Source organism: Stutzerimonas sp. LR2, assembly GCF_055755175.1.
This window is the reverse complement of sequence record NZ_JBVTRR010000004.1, coordinates 300913-322334: the sequence shown is the minus strand read 5'-3', so window position 1 is coordinate 322334 and position 21422 is coordinate 300913. Positions and strand designations below refer to the sequence as shown.

Here is a 21422-nt window from a genome sequence, read left to right as displayed (position 1 = left end):
CGAGCCACTAGAATGCTTGCCCATTCTGGGGCCGGAACGCCCGGCTTATGTCTGTGCAACGAGGAAAATCCATGCAAGTTTCTGTTGAAAGCACCTCCGCTCTTGAGCGCCGCATGACCATCGGCGTGCCGGTCGAGCGCATCGAGACCGAAGTCAACAAGCGTCTGCAACAGACCGCCAGCCGTGCCAAGATCCCCGGTTTCCGCCCCGGCAAGGTGCCGATGAGCGTGATCCGTCAGCGTTATGAGGAAGCCGCTCGTCAGGAAGCGCTGGGCGACCTGATCCAGTCCACCTTCTACGAAGCCATCGTGGCCGAGAAGCTGAACCCGGCTGGCGCTCCGTCCGTCGAGCCGAAGGTATTCGAGAAGGGCAAGGATCTCGAGTACGTCGCCACCTTCGAAGTATTCCCCGAGTTTGAAGTGGCTGGTTTCGAGGCCATCGAGATCGAGCGTCTGCAGGCTGAAGTGACTGATGCCGACGTCGACAACATGCTGGAAATCCTGCGCAAGCAGAACACTCGCTTCGAGAGCGTCGAGCGTGCTGCCGAGAACGGCGACCAGGTGAACATCGACTTCGTCGGCAAGATCGACGGTGAAGCTTTTGCCGGCGGTTCGGCCAAAGGCACTCAGCTGGTGCTGGGTTCCGGCCGCATGATCCCGGGCTTCGAAGACGCCCTGGTCGGCGCCAAGGCCGGCGAAGAGCGCGTGATCACCCCGACTTTCCCCGAGGATTACCAGAACCTCGATCTGGCCGGCAAAACTGCCGAGTTCACCGTCACCGTGAATAGCGTCGCGGCTCCGCAGCTACCGGAACTCAACGAGGAGTTCTTTGCCCAGTTCGGCGTTCAGGAAGGTGGCGTGGAAGGTTTCCGCGCGGAAGTGAAAAAGAACATGGAGCGCGAACTGCGTCAGGCCATCAAGACCAAGGTGAAGAACCAGGTCATGGAAGGGCTGGTTGCGGGTAACCCGATCGAAGTGCCCAAAGCGCTGGTAGACAATGAAGTGAACCGCCTCCGCGTACAGGCGGTGCAGCAGTTCGGCGGCAACATCAAGCCAGACCAGCTGCCGGCTGAGCTGTTCCAGGAGCAGGCCAAGCGTCGTGTCGTGCTGGGTCTGATCGTAGCTGAAGTGGTCAAGCAGAAAGAGCTCAAGCCGGACGAAGCGCGCGTTCGTGAGCTGATCGAAGAAATGGCTTCCGCCTACCAGGAGCCGGAGCAGGTTGTGGCCTGGTACTACAAGAATGCTGAGCAGTTGAACGAAGTTCGCTCGGTTGTGCTCGAAGAGCAAGTTGTAGATACTGTTCTGCAGCAGGCCAAGGTGACCGACAAGTCGGTCTCCTACGAAGAAGCCGTCAAGCCTGCGGAAGCCCCGCAAGCAGCCTGATTTCTTCATATATTCGAGTGCACAAACATAAGCCAGCCTCGTGCTGGCTTATGTCTTTTGAGGCATGACATAGGGAGTATCGTTGGAACATGTCCCGCAATCCTTTTATGCAAGCTCCGGACATTCAGGCCGCCGGCGGCCTGGTCCCGATGGTGATCGAGCAATCCGCACGCGGTGAGCGCGCCTACGACATCTATTCACGCCTCCTGAAGGAGCGGGTGATTTTCATGGTTGGCCAGGTCGAGGACTACATGGCCAACCTGATCGTGGCGCAGCTGCTGTTCCTCGAGGCGGAAAACCCCGAGAAAGACATTCACCTCTATATCAATTCCCCGGGTGGCTCGGTGACCGCTGGCATGTCGATCTACGACACCATGCAGTTCATCAAGCCTAACGTCTCGACCATCTGTATCGGTCAGGCTTGCTCCATGGGAGCCCTGTTGCTGGCAGGCGGGGCGGCGGGCAAGCGTTACTGCCTGCCGCATTCGCGCATGATGATTCACCAGCCTCTGGGTGGCTTCCAGGGTCAGGCTTCGGACATCGAAATTCACGCCCGGGAAATCCTGACCATTCGCGAGCGCTTGAACAAGGTGCTTGCCCATCACACTGGCCAGCCCATGGACGTGATTGCCCGTGATACCGATCGCGACAATTTCATGAGCGGTGAAGAAGCCGTCAAATACGGCCTCATCGACCAGGTTCTGACCCAGCGCCAACTGGCCGTCTGATCGCCCCAGCCTGCGATATGTGGCTGTTCCGTGGGCTTGAAAAAGCCCACGATTGCCTTCATCTTGTGTTTCAAGCCTTCCCGATTGGATCGATCGAATGACTGACACCCGCAACGGCGAGGACTCCGGCAAACTGCTCTATTGCTCTTTTTGCGGCAAAAGCCAGCATGAAGTTCGCAAGTTGATCGCCGGGCCCTCCGTTTTCATCTGCGACGAGTGCGTCGACCTGTGCAATGACATCATCCGTGAGGAGGTGCAGGAAGCCCAGGCCGAGAGCAACGCGCATAAGCTGCCTGCGCCAAAGGAGATCAGCGGCATTCTCGACCAGTACGTCATTGGTCAGGAGCGCGCGAAAAAGATCCTCGCGGTGGCCGTGTACAACCATTACAAGCGCCTCAACCAGCGCGACAAGAAAGAAGAAGTCGAGCTGGGCAAAAGCAACATCCTGCTGATCGGTCCCACTGGCTCCGGCAAGACGCTGCTCGCCGAGACGCTGGCGCGTCTGCTCAATGTTCCGTTCACCATTGCCGATGCAACCACGCTTACCGAGGCGGGTTACGTGGGTGAAGACGTCGAGAACATCATCCAGAAGCTGCTGCAGAAGTGCGATTACGATGTGGAGAAGGCCCAGATGGGCATTGTCTATATCGATGAGATCGACAAGATCTCCCGCAAATCGGATAACCCGTCCATCACCCGAGACGTTTCCGGTGAGGGCGTGCAGCAGGCGCTGCTGAAGCTGATCGAAGGCACCGTTGCTTCCGTCCCGCCGCAGGGTGGCCGTAAGCATCCGCAGCAGGAGTTTCTGCAGGTCGACACGCGCAACATCCTGTTCATCTGCGGCGGCGCATTCGCCGGCCTGGAAAAGGTCATCCAGAGTCGCTCCACCCAGGGTGGCATCGGCTTCAACGCCGAAGTGCGCAGCAAGGACCCGGGCAAGAAGATCGGTGAAGCGCTGCGTGCGGTCGAGCCGGATGATCTGGTCAAGTTCGGCTTGATCCCCGAGTTCGTCGGTCGCCTGCCGGTGATCGCAACCCTCGACGAGCTCGACGAAGCCGCGTTGATCCAAATCCTGACCGAGCCGAAGAACGCGTTGACCAAGCAGTACGCCAAACTGTTCGAACTCGAGGGCGTGGATCTTGAATTCCGCCCGGACGCGCTGAAAGCTGTCGCTCATCGTGCACTCGAACGCAAGACGGGCGCCCGCGGTTTGCGCTCGATTCTCGAAGGCGTTCTGCTGGACACCATGTATGAAATTCCGTCGCAGAAGGACGTCAGCAAGGTGGTCATCGATGAAAGCGTGATCGAAGGCACATCCCAGCCTTTGCTGATCTACGAGAACACCGAGCCGCCAGCCAAGGCTGCGCCTGAGGCGTGATCGAACAAAGGGGCCTTCGGGCCCCTTTGTATTTGGCTCGCCGCCTTGTTTTTTGCCGAGGGTGCCCTCATCTTTGCTGCAAGGGTATAGCCCATCCGTTTACCGCCGTATGGCCGTCGTAGAGCTGAATTTATGAAAACAACCATCGAATTGCCCCTCTTGCCGCTGCGCGATGTGGTGGTTTACCCGCATATGGTGATCCCGCTTTTCGTTGGCCGTGAAAAATCCATCGAGGCGCTCGAATCCGCCATGTCCGGCGACAAGCAGATTCTCCTGCTGGCGCAGAAGAATCCGGCCGACGACGATCCGGGCGAAGATGCGCTATATCGCGTCGGCACCGTTGCTACCGTGCTGCAGCTGCTCAAGCTTCCGGACGGCACCGTCAAGGTGCTGGTCGAAGGTGAGCAGCGGGGCGTGATCGAGCGATTCGTCGAAGTCGACGATCACTGTCGAGCCGAGGTTTCGCTGATCGAGGAAGCCGATGTCGATGCACGCGAATCGGAAGTGTTTACGCGCAGCCTGCTCAGTCAGTTCGAGCAGTACGTGCAGCTTGGCAAGAAGGTCCCGGCAGAGGTGCTGTCCTCACTGAGCAGCATCGACGAGCCGGCCCGCCTGGTCGACACCATGGCGGCGCACATGGCGCTGAAGATCGAGCAGAAACAGCAGATCCTGGAGATCACCGACCTGCCTGCCCGTGTCGAGCACGTCCTGGCGTTGTTGGACGCCGAGATCGATCTGCTTCAGGTCGAGAAGCGCATTCGCGGCCGCGTGAAGAAGCAGATGGAGCGCAGCCAGCGCGAGTACTACCTGAACGAGCAGATGAAGGCCATTCAGAAGGAGCTCGGCGATATCGATGAAGGCCATAACGAAGTTGATGAGCTGAAGAAGCGTATCGAGAACGCCGGGCTCAGCAAGGATGCCTATGCCAAGGCCCAGGCGGAGCTGAACAAGCTCAAGCAGATGTCACCGATGTCGGCCGAAGCGACGGTAGTGCGGACCTATATCGACTGGCTGGTGAACGTGCCTTGGAAAGCCGCCAGCAAGGTCCGGCTGGACCTCGCCAAGGCAGAAGAGGTGCTCGACGCCGACCACTATGGTCTGGAAGAGGTCAAGGACCGCATTCTTGAATATCTCGCCGTGCAGAAGCGTGTGAAGAAGCTCAAGGGGCCGGTGCTCTGCCTGGTAGGGCCGCCCGGTGTCGGCAAGACGTCCCTCGCCGAATCCATTGCGCGTTCGACCAATCGCAAGTTTGTTCGCATGGCGCTGGGCGGTGTGCGTGACGAAGCCGAGATTCGCGGCCATCGCCGCACCTACATCGGTTCCATGCCGGGCCGGCTGATCCAGAAGATGACCAAGGTGGGCGTGCGCAACCCGCTGTTCCTGCTCGACGAGATCGACAAGATGGGCAGCGACATGCGCGGCGATCCTGCCTCGGCACTGCTCGAGGTGCTGGACCCGGAGCAGAACCACAACTTCAACGATCACTATCTGGAGGTCGACTATGACCTCTCGGACGTGATGTTCCTCTGTACCGCCAACTCGATGAACATTCCGGCGCCGTTGCTCGACCGCATGGAAGTCATCCGCCTGCCTGGCTATACCGAGGACGAGAAGGTCAACATTGCCACACGGTATCTGGCGCCCAAGCAGATTGAGGCCAATGGTCTGAAGAAGGGCGAGCTGGAGTTCCAGGAAGCCGCTATCAGGGACATCATCCGCTACTACACCCGCGAGGCCGGTGTTCGCAGCCTTGAGCGCCAGCTGGCCAAGGTGTGCCGCAAGGTGGTCAAGGAGCATGCGGCCGAGAAACGCTTCCATGTGACTGTGGATGCCGATTCTCTCGAGCATTTCCTGGGGGTTCGCAAGTTCCGTTACGGGCTCGCCGAACAGCAGGATCAGGTAGGGCAGGTCACCGGGCTGGCCTGGACTCAGGTCGGTGGCGAGCTGCTGACGATCGAGGCGGCCGTGGTACCGGGCAAAGGGCGGCTCACCAAGACCGGCTCGCTGGGCGAGGTGATGGGCGAGTCGATTACCGCGGCGCTGACGGTGGTTCGCAGCCGGGCGGTCAGCCTGGGCATTGCTGCCGATTTTCATGAAAAGCAGGACATCCATATCCACGTGCCAGAGGGCGCCACCCCCAAGGATGGCCCGAGCGCTGGTATCGGGATGTGCACGGCGCTGGTTTCTGCCCTGACGCAGATCCCGGTGCGCGCAGATGTCGCAATGACCGGCGAGATCACATTGCGTGGACAAGTGCTGGCCATTGGTGGACTGAAGGAGAAACTTCTGGCTGCGCATCGCGGCGGAATCAAGACGGTGATCATTCCGGAAGAAAATCAGCGTGATCTGAAAGAGATTCCTGAAAATATTAAGCAGGACCTGCAGATTAAACCGGTGAAGTGGATTGACGAGGTCCTGCAAATTGCGCTGCAATACGCGCCGGAGCCCTTGCCCGATGCGGCTCCCGAGATTGTTGCAAAGGACGACAAGCGCGAGCCTGATTCCAAGGAGCGAATCAGCACGCATTAGTCTGGAAGGCCACGTTGACACACTTCAGGTGCCCTTGTTTAATCGGCCTCTTGTGTCAGAGCCATCTAGCACCGCTTTGCTTACACCCGAAAATTAAAGATACGACTCAACAGAAATAAGGGGACTTAGAGTGAACAAGTCGGAACTGATCGATGCCATCGCTGCATCTGCTGATATCCCAAAAGCTGTTGCTGGCCGCGCGCTGGATGCAGTGATCGAATCCGTCACCGGCGCCCTGAAGGCTGGTGACTCCGTGGTACTGGTTGGTTTCGGTACTTTCGCTGTCAAGGAGCGCGCTGCGCGCACTGGTCGCAACCCGCAGACTGGCAAGCCGATCAACATCGCTGCTGCCAAGATCCCGGGCTTCAAAGCTGGCAAGGCTCTGAAAGACGCTGTCAACTAAGCGTTTTGTTACCCGGCCAGTCAGCGTGCGCTGCGCTGGCACGGGGCGGTTGTCGAGCAGGCCTGGCCTGCCGAGATCTGGCTTGGGGGAATAAGCCCAACCGCTCCAAAGGCTCCGAGAAGGCGCATCCCTGGATGCGCCTTTCTTTTATCCGGTTTCCACCCGCGGTGCGCAGTCTTGCGGGCCGCAGACTCCTGGGGGTCGCATGCTTCAGAACATCAGGGACAATTCACAAGGCTGGATTGCCAAAACAATCATCGGCGTCATCGTCGTGCTGCTGGCCTTGACTGGCTTCGATGCCATCTTCAATGCCGCCAGCAACGCCCAGAACGCTGCAGAAGTCAACGGCGAAGAAATTTCCCGCTACGACCTCGACCAGGCCATGAACATGCAGCGCCGGCAGCTCGCCCAGCAGCTCGGGCAGGATTTCGATCCGTCCCTGCTCGACGACCGCCTGCTGCGCGACGCGGCTCTCGGCTCGCTGATCGATCGTATGCTGCTGTTGCAGGCCGCCAAGGGCGCCAACTTCGCATTCTCGCGCGAAGCGCTCGATCAGCTGATCCTGCAGACCCCCGAGTTCCAGGTTGACGGTGCTTTCAACCCTGCCCGGTTTGATCAGGTGATCCAGCAGATGGGCTATTCCCGTCTCCAGTTCCGCCAGCTGCTCGAACAGGAAATGCTGATTGGCCAGCTGCGTGCCGGCATTTCCGGTACCGGTTTCGTTACCGATCAGCAGGTGCAAAACTTTGCCCGCCTGGAGATGCAGACCCGGGATTTCGCTACGCTGACCGTGCCGGCGCAGCACGAAGCCATTGAGGTCAGCGACAACCAGATCAACGAGTTCTACGAGGCCAATGCCGACCGTTTTCGTACCCCTGAACAGGTCGTCGTCGAATACGTCGAGCTGAAGAAGGAGTCGTTCTTCGATCAGGTCGAGGCGTCCGACGAGGAGTTGCAGGAGCTGTATCAGAAGCAGATCGCCAATCTGGCAGAACAGCGCCGCGCCGCACATATCCTGATCGAGACCGGCGGTGAACTGAGCGACGACGAGGCCAAGGCGAAGATCGACGAGATTGCCGCGCGCGTGAAGAACGGTGAGGATTTCGCCACGGTCGCCAAGGAAGTTTCCCAGGATCCGGGCTCGGCCAACGAAGGTGGCGACTTGGGCTTTGCTGGTCCAGGGGTCTACGACCCAGCATTCGAAGATGCGCTTTATGCATTGAACGAAGGCGAGGTCTCGGCACCGGTCAAGTCGGAGTTCGGCTGGCACATCATCAAGCTGCTCGGCGTCCAGTCACCGGAGGTTCCCTCTTTCGAAAGCATGAAGCCGGAGCTGGTACGCGAGCTGAAGGCCCAGCAGGTCGAGCAACGCTTCGTGGAGACCAGCAAACAGCTGGAAGATGCTGCCTTCGAAGCATCCGACCTGGCGCAGCCTGCGCAGGAACTGGGTTTGATGGTGCAGACCACCGAAGCGTTCGGGCGTGAGGGCGGCGAAGGCATCACGGCCAATCGGCAGGTCATCCAGGCCGCGTTCAGCGAGGAAGTGCTGGTGGACGGCGCCAACAGCAGCGTGATCGAACTGGACCCTGATACGGCGGTGGTGATTCGCGTCAAGGAGCACCTGAAGCCTGCGGTGATTCCGCTTGCCGACGTTCGTGACGATATCGTGCAGCAACTCCAGCGCAAGCTGGCGGCCGAAACCGCTCGTACTCAGGGTGAGCAGCTGTTGGCCGAGCTGCGCGAAGGCAAGCAACCTGAAGGGCAGTGGCAGGCGGTCGAAGCGGCCACTCGCAGCCAGGAGGGCGTCGCACCGGCGCTGCTGCAGGCAGTGTTCCGCATGCCGCGTCCGGAGCAGCAGGACAAGCCCAGCTACTCGGGCGTGGCGCTGAACAACGGCGATTACGTGGTTGTGCGACTGAACGGCGTCAATGAGGCTGACGCTGCTTTGTCCGACGAAGAGAAGCTGAACATTCGCCGCTTCCTGGCTTCGCGGATGGGGCAGCAGGACTTCGCGGCGTTCCGTCAGAAGCTGCAGGCCGAAGCGAAGATCGAGCGTTTCTGATCGAATGAATGGCTGGCAAGCTGCGAAGCCTTGCCAGCACCCACGACAACGCCCCGACTGGTTCGGGGCGTTGTCGTTTCTGCCGGGGAAGAAGCGCTACCGCAAAAGCCGGCGTGCGAGCCAGGGGCTCTGGTGCATGAAGGCGGTGTGGACCTGCACGAGTTCTGCGCCCGCACTCATGCGGGCACGCAGATGATCAGCGGTCTGGACCCCGCCGACCGAAAGCAGAGCCATGTCGGGCCCGCAGAACCGGCGCAGGTCTTCGATCTGTTGGCAGGCCTGAGCCTGCCGCTGGGCATCCTGCCAGGCCCGGTAGCGCTCTGCTGTCGCTGGTGGCCCGGGGTCGTGGGCGGCGAGCAGGCCATCGAAGCCCAGCTCGACAAGCAGGCCGGCGATAGAGAAGGGCGTGCGTTCGGGCATGCAGCGCAGCTTGGCCAGCAACGGCACGCGTCGCCGGCCGTCCTGGTTCAGTTGGCGTTGTTCTTCGCAGAGGGCGGCGAGCAGATGGCGGAGTCGTGTCGATTGCGATAGCAGCGGTGCGCTGGTCGGCCCGATCAGGTTGAGCATCAGGTAGTCGGCATGGGGCCACGCGGCCCGCAACATGGCGCGGCTCTCCGCCGAAGCCTGCCTTGCGTCCAGGGTGAGGCTGATGCCGAGACGTGCAGCGCCGTTGTGCATGACGCCGAGCTGCGCCACCTCGTTTGCGGTCAGGCTACCGATTTCGTTGAAGCCGAATCCCAGCGCAGCCACTCGCCGAGCCAACCGTCCGTAGCGATCGAAGCCTGCGGCTATTCCCACCGGGGAGGGAAACCGCAGGCCCATCGCCGTAACCGGTCGAGCGTGTCCTTCGCCAGAACAAGCACAGGCAACGCTGGCCAGTTCCAGTGCCAGGCGTTGTACCGCGCGGCTACGCAAGGCTCGCCAATCGATCCGCTTATCCATGCGCTTGTTCGAACGCCGTCATGAAAGCGATCAGCCGGCGGACGCCTGCCTGAGGCATGGCGTTATACAGGCTGGCCCGGATGCCGCCCTCGGCGGCATGCCCATGCAGGTTGTACAAGCCGTGCTGCGCCGCCTGCTGGACAAAGGTGTCGGTCAATCCTGGCTCGATGAGCCGGAAGCAGACATTGATCGTCGAGCGGTCCGGCGGATGCTGTCGGCAGCGATAGATTCGGCTGGTATCGATGTACCGGTAGAGCTCGCGACTTCTGCTCTGTGCTGCTTCGTCCATCGCCGGGAGACCGCCGTTCTGGCGGATCCAGCGCAGCATCAGCCCGGCTACATAGAGTGCAAAGGTCGGTGGGGTATTGAAACGGCTTTGCTGTTCGGCCTGGACGGCGTAACTGAATGCCGCGGGCAGGTGGCGCGGCGGCCGTCGCAATAGGTTCTGGTGAACGATGACCACGCAGAGCCCGGCAATCCCGAGGTTTTTCTGCGCACTGGCATAGATCAGCCCGAATCGCTCGACCGGAATCGGACGGGTGAGAAAGTCCGAGGTCATGTCGGCAACCAGCGGTACGGCCAACTGTGGAAAGTCCCGCAGCTGAAGTCCGTTTCCGGTTTCGTTGCTGGTGATATGGCAATAACCCGCGTCCGGCGACAAGCACCATTGCTCGAACGAGGGCAGGGCAGTGAAGGAGTGAGCTGCAGCGCTGGCGATGACGTTCACCCGAGCGTGTCGACGAGCCTCACTGATCGCCCTGCGTGCCCAGTGCCCACTTTCCAGATAGTCGGCACTCTGCCCTGGATGCAGCAGGTTGAGCGGCAGCAGCCAGAACTGGACACTGGCTCCGCCCTGCAGGAACAGCACGCGATAACTCCGGGGGATCGACAGCAGCGTACGCAAGTCTGCTTCGACTTCTTCCATCAGCCCCTTGAAGGCTGCGCTGGTGAAGGGTTGTTCCAGTATCGAAGAACCGGAGCCGCGCCAGTCCGGCATCTCTTCGCGGATCTGCGTCAGCACCTCGGCAGGCAGCATCGCCGGGCCGGCGGCGAAGTTATAGCGCTCGGCGAACTCAGTACAGGTGCAGGCCATGGCCGCCGGTCGCCATCAGAAACAGCAAGGGGATGGACAGGATGGTATTGCTGCGCGAGGAGAGAAAGGTGATCCGCGAACAGCGTACCCGCTCTTCCAGCGTCGCCGGAACGAAGCCGAGCAGCTTTTTCTGATGCGGCCAGAGCACCAGCCACAGATTGAGCAGCATCAGCGTACCGATCCAGGCCCCCAGCCCGATCACCGCTAACGGGCCCTGCAGCAGCAGCGCGTCGACCAGCCAGCCGCGCTGCCAGAGCATCACCAGGCCCGACAGCCAGACCACCAGTGAGGCATAGCGGAAGACACCGTGCTCGCGCTTCATCCGCGCCTCCAGATCGCGGGTGAGGACGGCAACGTCGACGCCGTTCTGCAGCGGCACGAAGCGCGGGTTCTGGATGAAGTTCGCGTAGTTGTGGCCGACCCAAACCAGCGCGAACAGAAGATGCGCGTAGCGCGCCAGCAGGTCGAGAACGGGCAGTTGCATGTCAGCTCACCAGCCAGTAGCGCAGCAGCAGATAACAGCCGAGTGTCAGCGCAACGCCGGCGCCTATGGTGCCGGCGAAGGAATCATGGGGCAGCTGCAATTTCCACCCCCTGGCTGGCCTGTCGTGGAATGAGCGTCCCGGCAGGATGGGCCGCGTTCTGCGCCAGCTCGACAGCCTTACGAATCAGCTGATGATGCGGCGACTTGCTGCACGCCGGGTCGGTATTGGCACCGTCGCCCGTGAGCAACAGAGCCTGACAGCGACAGCCGCCGAAGTCCTTTTCCTTCTCGTCGCAGCTGCGGCAGGGCTCGGGCATCCAGGTATCGCCGCGGTAGAGATCGAACACCGGCGAGTCGTGCCAGATCTGCTCCAGGCGTTGCTGGCGCACGTTAGGAAAGGTGATGTGCTTGAAGTTGCTGGCTTGCGAGCAGGGCAGCACGTTGCCGTTGGGCGCGACGGTCACGTGAATGGCGCCCCAACCATTCATGCAGGCCTTCGGGCGGCCTTCGTAGTAGTCCGGGATGACGAAAAAGATGGTCAGCCGCTCACCGAAGCGTTCGCGCGCGGCATGTACTTGGCCCTCGGCGCGCTGCAGCTCGGCGTGCGTCGGCATCAAGGCGTCGCGGTTGAGCAGGGCCCAGTTGTAATACTGCACGTTGGCCAGCTCCAGGTATTCCACGCCCAGCTCGACGGCAAACTCGATGATGTCCGGCACCTGGCCGATGTTCTGCCGAGTGATCGGTACGTTGAGCACCATGGGAAAGTCCATTGATTTGATCAGCTGTGCCATGCCGAGCTTGCGCTCCAGCACATCGACTCCGGCCAGCTGGCGTGCCACGTCATTGTCGGTGGACTGAAAGCCGAGCTGAATGTGGCGCAGCCCCGCATCCTTCAGGGCGCGCAGACGCGCCTCGGTCAGTCCTATGCCCGAGGTGATCAGGTTGGTGTAATAGCCCATTCGGTCGGCTTCGGCGACCAGCGTTTCGAGGTCCTTGCGCAGGGTGGGCTCGCCGCCGGAGAAGCCGATCTGCACCGCACCCATGGCGCGGGCCTGAGCCATCACGTCGATCCACTCGGCTGTGCTGAGCTCGTCCCGACGGTAATCGGCGAAGTTGCGTGGATTACTGCAGAACACGCACTGCAACGGGCATTGATATGTCAGCTCCAGCAGCAGCCAGACCGGGTTGCCGCTGCCATCAAGCCTTAGCTCTGATCCAGCCCTTGGCATGGGACACCTCCAGGAAATTCAGAACGCCTGCACGGATCGCGTCGATGGCGGATGCGTTGTAGTCGCAACCCAGCTGCTCGATCAGCTCGACGACGCTCGTGCTGCCATCGCAGCGCTTGAGAATGTCGCCAGCGGTGGCATTGAGCTTGACGATGCCTTCGGGGTAGAGCAGCACGTGGGCCTGCTGGGAATCCTCCCAGCGGAACAGAAAAGGTGGGCGGATCTCGTAGCGGTCGGTCGGCGCTATGGTTGTTGTGTTCATGGTTCAGCTCCTCGCGGAACCGGCGTGGGACGCATGGCCCGACGCCGGTCAAGGCTCAGCGCACGTAGACGTACGCGGTGACTTCGAAGCCCAGACGCAGATCGCAGAAGTCCGGATCGATCCACTGCATGGCGTATCTCCTTTCATGTTGTCGTTGGGAAATGCGGTACCGCAGCTCGAAGCTAAGGCGCTTTGCAGGGGCGTCTAATAAGACTTTGGGGTCGGTTTTGCAGGCTTTTGGTCGTGCTTTTCTTGCGCTCGGAGAATATTTGCGCTGTGGTTTTGCGCCCTTGTCCGGGGTCATTTTTGCCGCGTGGACGAGGGGCTAGCCTGTGCGGCTTTTTGGTCGAGAAACGCGCGTCGGAGATAGGCTAGAAGCCGCGATACAGCGGGCTGTGCGCCTTGGCATCTACTACCAAATGAGGAGTCCTCCGCTGCCATGGGTGCATACCGGAGCCTGGAGCGGGCTGCCTAAGATCGGTCCATGCCCTGCGCACTTCCCGGCGCAGGCTCTGACAAGCAGAAGAAGAGAGGCCCATCATGATCTACGCCCAGCCCGGTACCCCAGGCGCCGTCGTTTCCTTCAAGCCCCGTTACGGCAACTACATCGGTGGTGAGTTCGTCCCGCCGGTCAAAGGCGAGTATTTCGTCAACACCTCGCCCGTCAATGGTGAAGTGATCGCCGAATTCCCGCGTTCGGGCGCTGAAGACATCGAGAAGGCGCTGGATGCCGCGCATGCAGCCGCCGACGCCTGGGGTCGTACCTCGGTGCAGGACCGCGCCAATATCCTGCTGAAGATCGCTGATCGCATCGAAGCCAACCTGGAAAAACTTGCCGTCGCCGAAACCTGGGATAACGGCAAGGCCGTTCGTGAAACCCTGAACGCCGACGTACCGCTGGCCGCCGACCACTTCCGCTACTTCGCCGGTTGCATCCGTGCCCAGGAAGGCAGCGCCGCAGAGATCAATGAGCACACCGCGGCCTACCACTTCCACGAGCCGCTGGGCGTGGTCGGGCAGATCATTCCGTGGAACTTCCCGCTGCTGATGGCGGCCTGGAAGCTGGCACCTGCCCTGGCTGCCGGTAACTGCATCGTGCTCAAGCCGGCCGAACAGACTCCGCTGTCGATCATGGTCCTGATCGAGATCATCGGTGACCTGCTGCCAGCGGGCGTGCTGAACATCGTTCAGGGCTTCGGCCGCGAAGCTGGTCAGGCGTTGGCGACCAGCACCCGCATTGCCAAGATCGCCTTTACCGGCTCGACCCCGGTTGGCTCGCACATCATGCGTTGCGCGGCCGAGAACATCATCCCCAGCACCGTGGAACTGGGTGGCAAGAGCCCGAACATCTTCTTCGAAGACATCATGAATGCGGAGCCTGCGTTCATCGAGAAAGCCGCTGAAGGTCTGGTACTCGCCTTCTTCAACCAGGGCGAGGTCTGCACCTGCCCGTCGCGTGCGCTGATTCAGGAATCGATCTTCGAGCCCTTCATGGAAGTGGTGATGAAGAAGGTCAAGGCGATCAAGCGCGGCAACCCGCTGGATACCGACACCATGGTCGGCGCCCAGGCGTCCGAGCAGCAGTTCGACAAGATCCTTTCCTACATGGAAATCGCCCAGCAGGAAGGCGCGCAGATCCTCACCGGCGGCGCAGCCGAGAAGCTCGAAGGCGGCCTGGCCTCCGGTTACTACGTGCAGCCGACCCTGATCAAGGGTCACAACAAGATGCGTGTGTTCCAGGAAGAAATCTTCGGCCCGGTGGTCGGCGTCGCTACCTTCAAGGACGAAGCCGAAGCCCTGGCCATTGCCAACGATACCGAGTTCGGCCTGGGCGCTGGCGTCTGGACCCGCGACATCAACCGCGCCTACCGCATGGGTCGCGGCATCAAGGCCGGCCGTGTCTGGACCAACTGCTACCACCTGTATCCGGCACATGCCGCGTTCGGCGGCTACAAGAAGTCCGGTGTCGGTCGCGAAACGCACAAGATGATGCTCGACCACTATCAGCAGACCAAGAACCTGCTGGTCAGCTACGACATCAATCCGCTCGGCTTCTTCTGATGAGGGCCCCGGCGCGTGTGCTCCAGCGCGCCGGTTTATTTTGCTACGCACGTCAAGTGCAGGAACCTGCGCCGCTTCTGAAGTACCCCCTCGAACCGAGCGTATGGTTCCTATCGCAACGCGGCCCCGGCCGCGTTTTTTTTGCTCCGGACTCGACCAGCCATCGCGGCCATCGAACTCCCGCAAGCCGAAGCGCCTCACATCTGCATAGGCCAACATCGAAAGCAGAGGAGGTCACCCATGCCGCAATTGCTCGAGCCCTGCTCGCTGAAGCACCTGCGCTTGCGCAATAGAGCCGTCGTCGCACCCATGACCCGGGTCAGCGCCGAGCCCGAGGGCGCTGCCAACGAACTGATGCGCGACTACTACGCATCCTTTGCCAAAGGCGGCTTCGGGATGATCGTCAGCGAGGGTGTCTATACCGATACCGCTTATAGCCAGGGCTACTTCAACCAGCCCGGGCTCGCCACCGACGCGCACCGGGACAGCTGGAAGCCCATCGTGCAGGCGGTTCACGAAGCCGGTGCGGCGTTCATCGCGCAGCTCATGCATGGCGGTGCCCAGACCCAAGGCAACATCCATCACGCCCGCCATGTGGCTCCATCGGCAGTACAACCGAGCGGATCTCAGCTGAAGTTCTATGGCGGAGAGGGGCCTTACGCGACGCCGGCTGAAATGAGCGAAGAGGATATCCAGGAGGCCATCGCCGGTTTCGCGCTGGCGGCCCGGCACGCGCGGGAGGCCGGCTTCGATGGAGTCGAGCTGCATGGCGCCAACGGCTACCTGCTGCACGAATTCATGAGCGCCGAGTTCAACCAGCGCAGCGATCAGTGGGGCGGGACGTTTCTCGGACGCCTGCGCATGCCACTGGCGGTGATCGCTGCCGTGCGGGCGGAGGTGGGCGAGGAATTCGTGGTGGGGATGCGACTGTCGCAGAGCATGGTCTGCGACGGCCGGCTCAAATGGGAGGGCGGCGAGGAACAGGCCCGGCAGCGCTTCCGTGTACTGGCTGATGCAGGGCTCGACTATCTGCACATCACTGAGCCCGAAGCCCGCGCACCGGCCTTCGGAGAAGGCCCGAGCCTTGCCGCCATCGCCAAGGGCAGCGTAGCGATCCCGGTGATCGGCAACGGTGCCATCGTCACCGGCGAGCAGGCCGAGGCCTTGCTCGGTCGAGGCGAGATGGATCTGGTGGCGGTTGGCAAGGCGGCGCTGGCCAACAACGATTGGCCGCAACGCATTCAGCAAGGCATCGAGCTGAGCGATTTCGACGGTTCGATGTTTGTTCCCATGGCGACCATCACCAACGAACTGGCGTGGCGCAATGCCAATGATCGGCCAGCGCTGCGTTCGAGTTGACACGCCCGGCAACGAGGCGTTAGCTGAATCGCGAAACCTGGTAACAGATGGCTGCCGTTCGTCGGGCACTACCAAGGCACGGCGCTGTCTCCTTCCAAAGTACCATTCTGCTCGAAGCAGAACAGGGGGCTTAATTGGGCTGTCGGAATCTTCCGGCACCATAAAAAGAGGACCGACCTATGTGGACTAAACCCGCCTTCACCGACCTGCGTATTGGTTTCGAAGTCACCATGTACTTCGCAAACCGTTGATCGATCAGCCCCGGCTCCGGCCGGGGCTTTGCTTTTGGGGGCTGTCCATGTTCATCCGAATTCTCGGTTCCGCCGCGGGTGGAGGTTTTCCGCAGTGGAACTGCAACTGCGCCAACTGTGCGGGCCTGCGCGCCGGCACACTCAATGCAAAGGCGCGTACCCAGTCGTCCATCGCCATCAGCGACAACGGTGTCGACTGGATCCTGTGCAATGCGTCGCCGGACATCCGCGCCCAGCTCGAGTCCTTTCCGACCCTGCAGCCGGCCCGTGCGCCCCGCGACACCGCCATCGGTGCGATCGTCCTGCTGGACAGCCAGATCGATCACACCACTGGCCTGCTGACGCTGCGCGAAGGCTGCCCGCATGAAGTCTGGTGCACCGAGATGGTTCATCAGGACCTCACCACCGGCTTCCCGCTGTTCAACATGCTGGAGCACTGGAACGGCGGCCTGAAATGGAATCCGATCGCCCTGAGCGGCAACTTCAGCATTCCCTGCTGCCCGAACCTGCATATCACGCCGATCCCGCTGCGCAGCTCGGCGCCACCCTATTCGCCGCACCGCAACGACCCGCACCCGGGCGACAACATTGGTCTGCTCATCGAAGACCGCAACACCGGCGGCACACTGTTCTACGCGCCGGGGCTGGGCCAGGTCAGCGAAGAGCTGCTGGCCACCATGCGCCGGGCCGACTGCCTGCTGGTCGACGGCACGCTGTGGCGCGATGACGAGATGCTCGTGCGCGAGGTCGGCACCAAGCTCGGCAGCGAAATGGGTCATCTGCAGCAGAGCGGCCCGGGCGGCATGATCGAGGTGCTCGACGGCATGCCGGCGGTGCGCAAGATCCTCATTCATATCAACAACACCAACCCGATCCTCGACGAGGATTCCGTCGAGCGCGAGATCCTTGGCGAGCACGGGATCGAGGTCGCCTACGACGGCATGAACATCGAGCTCTGAAGCCAAGACATCGCCGCAGCCCGGCCACAGGCCGAACGAGCGCAGAACGACAAGAAAGGAACTGAAACCGTTATGAACCTGCCAGCCATGAGTCCCGCCGAATTCGAACAGGCGCTGCGCGCCAAGGGCGAGTACTACCATATCCATCACCCGTTCCACCGGGCCATGTATGCCGGGCAGGCGACGCGCGAGCAGATTCAGGGTTGGGTCGCCAACCGCTTCTACTATCAGGTCTGCATCCCGGTGAAGGATGCCGCGATCATGGCCAACTGTCCGGACCGCGACACCCGCCGCGAGTGGATTCAGCGCATCATCGACCACGATGGCGCGCCGGGTGAGGAGGGTGGCATCGAAGCCTGGCTGCGGCTGGCCGAGGCCGTGGGTCTGGACCGCGAGCAGGTGCTGTCGCAGGAGCTGGTGCTTCCCGGCGTGCGCTTCGCAGTGGATGCCTACGTGAACTTTGCCCGTCGGGCCTGCTGGCAGGAAGCAGCCAGCAGCTCGCTGACCGAACTGTTCGCACCGACCATCCACCAGTCGCGGCTGGATAGCTGGCCGCAGCACTATCCCTGGATCGACGCGTCGGGCTATGACTACTTCCGCAAGCGCCTGAAGGAAGCCCGCCGCGATGTCGAGCACGGCCTGCGCATCACCCTGGACCACTATCGCACCCGCGAGGCGCAGGAGCGCATGCTGGAGATCCTTCAGTTCAAGCTCGACGTGTTGTGGAGCATGCTGGACGCCATGAGCATGGCCTATGAGCTGGACCGACCGCCGTACCATACCGTCACCCGCGACCGGGTCTGGCACAAGGGCATCAGCTTCTGACGGGGCGCACGTCGTGCAGGGTTGGGCTTCGGCCCGCCACTGCCACGGCTGATCGACGCCCGCCCGGCCATTGACGAGAAAAGAGATGAGCGAAATTCAACTGACTCAGGTTCCATCCTTTCGCCGCGGCTTCCGCTTCCAGTGGGAGCCGGCGCAGAACTGCCACGTGCTGCTCTATCCGGAAGGTATGATCAAACTCAACGAGAGCGCCGCAGCAGTGCTGACCGAGGTGGACGGGACAAGGACCGTGGGCGCCATCGTCGCCGACTTGCAGGCTCGCTACCCGGAGGCCGAAGGCATTCAAGAGGATATCGTCGCGTTCCTGGAGGTCGCCGTTGAACGGTTCTGGATCGAGCTTCGCTAAACCCGGCTACGAGCCGGGTCCGCCGCTCTGGTTGCTGGCGGAGCTGACCTATCGTTGCCCGCTGCAGTGCCCGTACTGCTCCAATCCGCTGGACTTCGCCCGCAGCCACGATGAGCTGAGTACGGCTGAGTGGATCGAGGTATTTCGCCAGGCGCGGGAGATGGGAGCCGCCCAGCTGGGCTTTTCCGGAGGCGAGCCGCTGGTCCGTCAGGACCTTGTCGAGCTGATCGCCGCCGCGCGCGGGCTCGGCTACTACTCCAACCTGATCACCTCAGGCATCGGCCTTACCGAAGAGAAGATCGCCAGCTTCGCCGATGCCGGCCTCGACCATATCCAGATCAGCTTCCAGGCCGCAGACGAGGAGGTGAACAACCTGCTCGCCGGGTCGCAGAAGGCTTTCGCCCACAAGCTGGAAATGGCCCGTGCGGTGAAAAAACACGGCTATCCGATGGTGCTCAACTTCGTCACCCATCGGCACAACATCGACAACATCGACCAGATCATTCGTCTGTGCATCGAGCTCGAGGCCGATTTTGTCGAGCTCGCCACCTGCCAGTTCTACGGCTGGGCCGAACTTAACCGCGCCGGGCTGCTACCGAGCAAGGAGCAGCTGGTACGTGCCGAGCGGATCACCAACGAGTGGCGCGACAAGCTCGCCGCCGAAAACCATCCGTGCAAACTGATCTTCGTCACGCCCGATTATTACGAGGAACGGCCGAAAGCCTGCATGAACGGCTGGGGCAACCTGTTCCTGGACATCACCCCGGACGGCACGGCCTTGCCCTGTCACAGCGCGCGACAGTTGCCGGTGACTTTCCCGAACGTGCGCGAGCACAGCATCGAATACATCTGGCGAGACTCGTTCGGCTTCAACAGGTTTCGCGGTTACGACTGGATGCCCGAACCCTGTCGCAGCTGCGACGAGAAGGAGCGCGACTTCGGCGGCTGCCGCTGCCAGGCCTTTATGCTCACCGGCGATGCCGCCAATGCGGACCCCGTGTGCAGCAAGTCGGCACACCACGGCAAGATCCTTGCGGCTCGCGATCAGGCCGACCACGGCGCGCTGGGCCTCGATCAGCTGCAGCATCGTAACGAGAAGGCTTCCAAGCTCATCCTCAAGGTATGAAATCGCCCCGCAACGATTCGTCCATGCTTCATCCATCCGCCGAGGTGCTGCCCTATGGCTTCTGGCCCAGCGACTGGAGTGCCGAAGCCGCTGCGGCCGCTAGCCGGGACTTCGCCGAGTTGCGGGCCGGGCAGGGTGGGTTGTTCTGGATCGAGTACGACCCCGCCGAGGGTCGCTGCAGCCTGTGGTTCTGGCGGGCCGGCCACGCGTGCTGCGTGACGCCAGCCGGCTACTCGGTACGCAGTCGCGTCTATGAATACGGCGGCGGCGCGTTCTGCCTAACCGGGCAGGGGCTCGCCTTCGTCAACGAGGCGGACCAGCAGATCTACCTGCAAACGCAGGCTGACCCGGAAGCCACATCCCTGCCTGCAGCGCTGACCGAGCGTCCCGGCTGCCGTTATGGCGATCTGCAGTACGACCCCAAGGGCGCGACCGTCATCGCCCTGGAAGAGTCCAGCGAAGACAACGGTATCGTGCACCGGCTGGTGGCCTTCACGCTGTCCGACGGCGCTCGCCGTATCCTCGTCGAAGGGGCCGACTTCTACTCGTCGCCCAGGTTGGCTCCGGATGGTCGACGGTTGGCCTGGATCGAGTGGGATCGCCCGGAGCAGCCCTGGACCTCGACCCGTCTGTGCGTCGCCGAGCGTCAGGCAGACGGGGGCTGGGGCGCGGTGAAGTGCGTGGCTGGCGGCGCGGGCGGGGAGTCGCTGCAGCAACCGCGCTTCACCGAACATGGTCAGCTGATCTGTCTCAGTGACCGGTTGGGCTACTGGCAGCCTTGGGCCGAGGTCGACGGTGCGTGGGCATTGCACCCACTGATCGCAGCGGAGTCGGAGGCGACACGTAATTTCGACTGCGCGCCTGCGCCCTGGCAGCTGGGGACCAGCAGCTATGTGCCGCTGGCGGACGGCGGCCTGCTGTTGACCCATATGGTCGACGGCTACGGTTGGCTGTTCGAACACGGCGCCGGAGGCGGGCAGCAGTTGGCCAGTGCGTTCAGCCGCTGCCGCCAGCTCACTGCGGACGCCACCCACCTGTTCTGCATCGCGGGTGCAACGCATCGCGCGCCGGCGGTGCTGGCCATTGACCGGGCCAACGGCTCGGTGCGGGTTCTGGCCGGCGGAGCGACTCCGCTTGCCGCGCCACAGGTTTCGTGCCCGCAGCCCATGCGATTCCCGACCGGCAATGGTGAAACCGCCCATGCGTTCTTCTATGCGCCGCGCAACACGAACTGCCGCGGCGAGCACGGTACATTGCCACCGCTGGTGGTGTTCATCCATGGCGGACCGACGTCGGCGTGCTACCCGGTGTTCGACCCGCGCATCCAGTTCTGGACGCAGCGCGGCTTCGCCGTGGTGGACGTCAACTACCGCGGCAGCAGCGGGTTCGGCCGGGCCTACCGACAACGCCTGCGCGAGCACTGGGGTGTGGTGGATGTGGAAGACGCCTGCCAGACGGCCCGCGCACTGGCGCAGCAGGGCGCTATCGATCCGCAGCGGGTGTTCATCCGTGGCTCCAGCGCCGGCGGCTACACCGCCCTCAGCGCACTGATGGCGACCGATCTGTTTCGCGGCGGCGCCAGTCTGTATGGCGTCAGCGACCCCCTGGCGCTGCGCCGGGTCACCCACAAGTTCGAAGGCGACTATCTGGATTGGCTGATAGGAGATCCGCAGCGGGTGCCGGAGCGCTTTCGCGAGCGCGCGCCGCTGCATAACGCCGAGCGCATCGCCGCACCGGTGCTCTTCCTGCAGGGCGGGCAGGACGCCGTGGTGCTACCCGAGCAGACCGAATCCATGGTGGCAGCACTGCAGAGCCGCGGTGTCGAGGTGCAGTACCGTCTCTACCCGGACGAACGCCACGGCTTTCGTCAGGCTGCCAACCTGGCGGATGCGCTCGAGCGCGAGCTGCGCTTCTACCAGGGGCTGCTGTAGCTCTTTCCGCCGGACGGATGGCGCCGCCAGCCGTTAGGCGCATTGCTTTAACTG

The 21422-nt window shown here is 62.1% G+C and carries 20 protein-coding genes; 14 read left to right on the top strand and 6 right to left on the bottom strand.

All coding sequences use genetic code 11. The annotated features are described in order from the left end of the window. Nucleotides 1–71 precede the first annotated feature (71 nt). From tig to ACVRRC_RS15870, 6 genes are all read left to right on the top strand, one after another. Nucleotides 72–1382 (top strand): trigger factor, encoded by a 1311-nt coding sequence (tig, locus tag ACVRRC_RS15895; protein ID WP_011913197.1) that lies wholly within the window; start codon nt 72–74, stop codon nt 1380–1382. A gap of 89 nt (nt 1383–1471) precedes the next feature. Further along, nucleotides 1472–2110, top strand: coding sequence for an ATP-dependent Clp endopeptidase proteolytic subunit ClpP (gene clpP / locus ACVRRC_RS15890; protein WP_013982753.1), 639 nt, complete (start codon nt 1472–1474; stop codon nt 2108–2110). A 97-nt stretch (nt 2111–2207) separates the two neighbouring features. Next, nucleotides 2208–3488 carry an ATP-dependent Clp protease ATP-binding subunit ClpX gene (clpX, locus tag ACVRRC_RS15885; protein ID WP_013982754.1) on the top strand — a complete coding sequence of 427 codons (1281 nt, stop codon included), beginning with the start codon at nt 2208–2210 and terminating at the stop codon, nt 3486–3488. 132 nt (nt 3489–3620) lie between these two features. After that, entirely contained in the window at nt 3621–6017 is a 2397-nt protein-coding gene (gene lon / locus ACVRRC_RS15880) for an endopeptidase La (RefSeq protein WP_084899330.1), read from the top strand. A gap of 130 nt (nt 6018–6147) precedes the next feature. Further along, nucleotides 6148–6420, top strand: coding sequence for a nucleoid-associated protein HU-beta (gene hupB, locus ACVRRC_RS15875; RefSeq protein WP_003282502.1), 273 nt, complete (start codon nt 6148–6150; stop codon nt 6418–6420). Nucleotides 6421–6625: 205 nt separating this feature from the next. Beyond that, the gene (locus tag ACVRRC_RS15870; protein ID WP_472997222.1) at nt 6626–8482 is read left to right on the top strand and encodes a SurA N-terminal domain-containing protein; all 1857 of its coding nucleotides are present in this window, start codon (nt 6626–6628) and stop codon (nt 8480–8482) included. 96 nt (nt 8483–8578) lie between these two features. Here the strand turns inward: ACVRRC_RS15870 and ACVRRC_RS15865 are convergent, their stop codons facing one another. From ACVRRC_RS15865 to pqqA (ACVRRC_RS15840), 6 genes are all read right to left on the bottom strand, one after another. Further along, nucleotides 8579–9424 carry a dihydroorotate dehydrogenase gene (locus ACVRRC_RS15865; RefSeq protein WP_472997220.1) on the bottom strand — a complete coding sequence of 282 codons (846 nt, stop codon included), beginning with the start codon at nt 9422–9424 and terminating at the stop codon, nt 8579–8581. Then, nucleotides 9417–10517: a 3-phosphoserine/phosphohydroxythreonine transaminase gene (gene serC, locus ACVRRC_RS15860; RefSeq protein WP_472997219.1), complete on the bottom strand. Its 1101-nt coding sequence runs from the start codon at nt 10515–10517 to the stop codon at nt 9417–9419. Before serC ends, ACVRRC_RS15865 begins: the two co-directional genes overlap by 8 nt. After that, entirely contained in the window at nt 10498–11001 is a 504-nt protein-coding gene (locus tag ACVRRC_RS15855; RefSeq protein WP_019406230.1) for a urate hydroxylase PuuD, read from the bottom strand. The genes serC and ACVRRC_RS15855 overlap by 20 nt, the downstream gene beginning before the upstream one ends. Before the next feature lie 83 nt (nt 11002–11084). Beyond that, entirely contained in the window at nt 11085–12230 is a 1146-nt protein-coding gene (gene pqqE / locus ACVRRC_RS15850) for a pyrroloquinoline quinone biosynthesis protein PqqE (protein WP_472997218.1), read from the bottom strand. After that, nucleotides 12199–12492, bottom strand: a complete 294-nt coding sequence (gene pqqD, locus ACVRRC_RS15845; protein WP_170801014.1) for a pyrroloquinoline quinone biosynthesis peptide chaperone PqqD — start codon at nt 12490–12492, stop codon at nt 12199–12201. The genes pqqE (ACVRRC_RS15850) and pqqD (ACVRRC_RS15845) overlap by 32 nt, the downstream gene beginning before the upstream one ends. Before the next feature lie 55 nt (nt 12493–12547). Beyond that, complete coding sequence (pqqA, locus tag ACVRRC_RS15840; protein WP_472997217.1) at nt 12548–12796, bottom strand: pyrroloquinoline quinone precursor peptide PqqA; 249 nt, start codon at nt 12794–12796, stop codon at nt 12548–12550. A 236-nt stretch (nt 12797–13032) separates the two neighbouring features. Between pqqA (ACVRRC_RS15840) and exaC the strand changes: the two genes are divergently transcribed. The 8 genes from exaC to ACVRRC_RS15800 all read left to right on the top strand — a co-directional run bounded on the left by exaC (nt 13033) and on the right by ACVRRC_RS15800 (nt 21368). After that, the gene (exaC, locus tag ACVRRC_RS15835; protein WP_011913206.1) at nt 13033–14553 is read left to right on the top strand and encodes an acetaldehyde dehydrogenase ExaC; all 1521 of its coding nucleotides are present in this window, start codon (nt 13033–13035) and stop codon (nt 14551–14553) included. 240 nt (nt 14554–14793) lie between these two features. After that, nucleotides 14794–15912: an oxidoreductase gene (locus ACVRRC_RS15830; RefSeq protein WP_472997216.1), complete on the top strand. Its 1119-nt coding sequence runs from the start codon at nt 14794–14796 to the stop codon at nt 15910–15912. Between the two features lie 179 nt (nt 15913–16091). After that, a complete protein-coding gene (pqqA, locus tag ACVRRC_RS15825; RefSeq protein ID WP_003253598.1) occupies nt 16092–16163 on the top strand; it encodes a pyrroloquinoline quinone precursor peptide PqqA in 72 nt (23 codons plus the stop codon). A 47-nt stretch (nt 16164–16210) separates the two neighbouring features. After that, on the top strand, nt 16211–17122 hold the full coding sequence (gene pqqB / locus ACVRRC_RS15820) for a pyrroloquinoline quinone biosynthesis protein PqqB (RefSeq protein ID WP_020306366.1): 912 nt from the start codon (nt 16211–16213) through the stop codon (nt 17120–17122). 72 nt (nt 17123–17194) lie between these two features. Continuing rightward, a complete protein-coding gene (gene pqqC, locus ACVRRC_RS15815; protein WP_013982760.1) occupies nt 17195–17947 on the top strand; it encodes a pyrroloquinoline-quinone synthase PqqC in 753 nt (250 codons plus the stop codon). Between the two features lie 85 nt (nt 17948–18032). Then, nucleotides 18033–18311: a pyrroloquinoline quinone biosynthesis peptide chaperone PqqD gene (gene pqqD / locus ACVRRC_RS15810; protein ID WP_011913210.1), complete on the top strand. Its 279-nt coding sequence runs from the start codon at nt 18033–18035 to the stop codon at nt 18309–18311. After that, the gene (gene pqqE, locus ACVRRC_RS15805; protein WP_068506918.1) at nt 18283–19437 is read left to right on the top strand and encodes a pyrroloquinoline quinone biosynthesis protein PqqE; all 1155 of its coding nucleotides are present in this window, start codon (nt 18283–18285) and stop codon (nt 19435–19437) included. The genes pqqD (ACVRRC_RS15810) and pqqE (ACVRRC_RS15805) overlap by 29 nt, the downstream gene beginning before the upstream one ends. Beyond that, the gene (locus ACVRRC_RS15800) at nt 19434–21368 is read left to right on the top strand and encodes an alpha/beta hydrolase family protein (protein WP_472997215.1); all 1935 of its coding nucleotides are present in this window, start codon (nt 19434–19436) and stop codon (nt 21366–21368) included. Before pqqE (ACVRRC_RS15805) ends, ACVRRC_RS15800 begins: the two co-directional genes overlap by 4 nt. Nucleotides 21369–21422: the final 54 nt, after the last annotated feature.

Excerpts from the sequence above, each read along its gene's own strand:
- tig (WP_011913197.1), top strand. The coding sequence starts at position 72 with ATGCAAGTTTCTGTTGAAAGCACCTCCGCTCTTGAGCGCCGCATGACC.
- clpP (WP_013982753.1), top strand. The coding sequence starts at position 1,472 with ATGTCCCGCAATCCTTTTATGCAAGCTCCGGACATTCAGGCCGCCGGC.
- clpX (WP_013982754.1), top strand. The coding sequence starts at position 2,208 with ATGACTGACACCCGCAACGGCGAGGACTCCGGCAAACTGCTCTATTGC.
- lon (WP_084899330.1), top strand. The coding sequence starts at position 3,621 with ATGAAAACAACCATCGAATTGCCCCTCTTGCCGCTGCGCGATGTGGTG.
- ACVRRC_RS15870 (WP_472997222.1), top strand. The coding sequence starts at position 6,626 with ATGCTTCAGAACATCAGGGACAATTCACAAGGCTGGATTGCCAAAACA.
- ACVRRC_RS15865 (WP_472997220.1), bottom strand. The coding sequence starts at position 9,424 with ATGGATAAGCGGATCGATTGGCGAGCCTTGCGTAGCCGCGCGGTACAA.
- serC (WP_472997219.1), bottom strand. The coding sequence starts at position 10,517 with ATGGCCTGCACCTGTACTGAGTTCGCCGAGCGCTATAACTTCGCCGCC.
- ACVRRC_RS15855 (WP_019406230.1), bottom strand. The coding sequence starts at position 11,001 with ATGCAACTGCCCGTTCTCGACCTGCTGGCGCGCTACGCGCATCTTCTG.
- pqqE (WP_472997218.1), bottom strand. The coding sequence starts at position 12,230 with ATGCCAAGGGCTGGATCAGAGCTAAGGCTTGATGGCAGCGGCAACCCG.
- pqqD (WP_170801014.1), bottom strand. The coding sequence starts at position 12,492 with ATGAACACAACAACCATAGCGCCGACCGACCGCTACGAGATCCGCCCA.
- pqqA (WP_472997217.1), bottom strand. The coding sequence starts at position 12,796 with ATGACCCCGGACAAGGGCGCAAAACCACAGCGCAAATATTCTCCGAGC.
- exaC (WP_011913206.1), top strand. The coding sequence starts at position 13,033 with ATGATCTACGCCCAGCCCGGTACCCCAGGCGCCGTCGTTTCCTTCAAG.
- ACVRRC_RS15830 (WP_472997216.1), top strand. The coding sequence starts at position 14,794 with ATGCCGCAATTGCTCGAGCCCTGCTCGCTGAAGCACCTGCGCTTGCGC.
- pqqB (WP_020306366.1), top strand. The coding sequence starts at position 16,211 with ATGTTCATCCGAATTCTCGGTTCCGCCGCGGGTGGAGGTTTTCCGCAG.
- pqqC (WP_013982760.1), top strand. The coding sequence starts at position 17,195 with ATGAACCTGCCAGCCATGAGTCCCGCCGAATTCGAACAGGCGCTGCGC.
- pqqD (WP_011913210.1), top strand. The coding sequence starts at position 18,033 with ATGAGCGAAATTCAACTGACTCAGGTTCCATCCTTTCGCCGCGGCTTC.
- ACVRRC_RS15800 (WP_472997215.1), top strand. The coding sequence starts at position 19,434 with ATGAAATCGCCCCGCAACGATTCGTCCATGCTTCATCCATCCGCCGAG.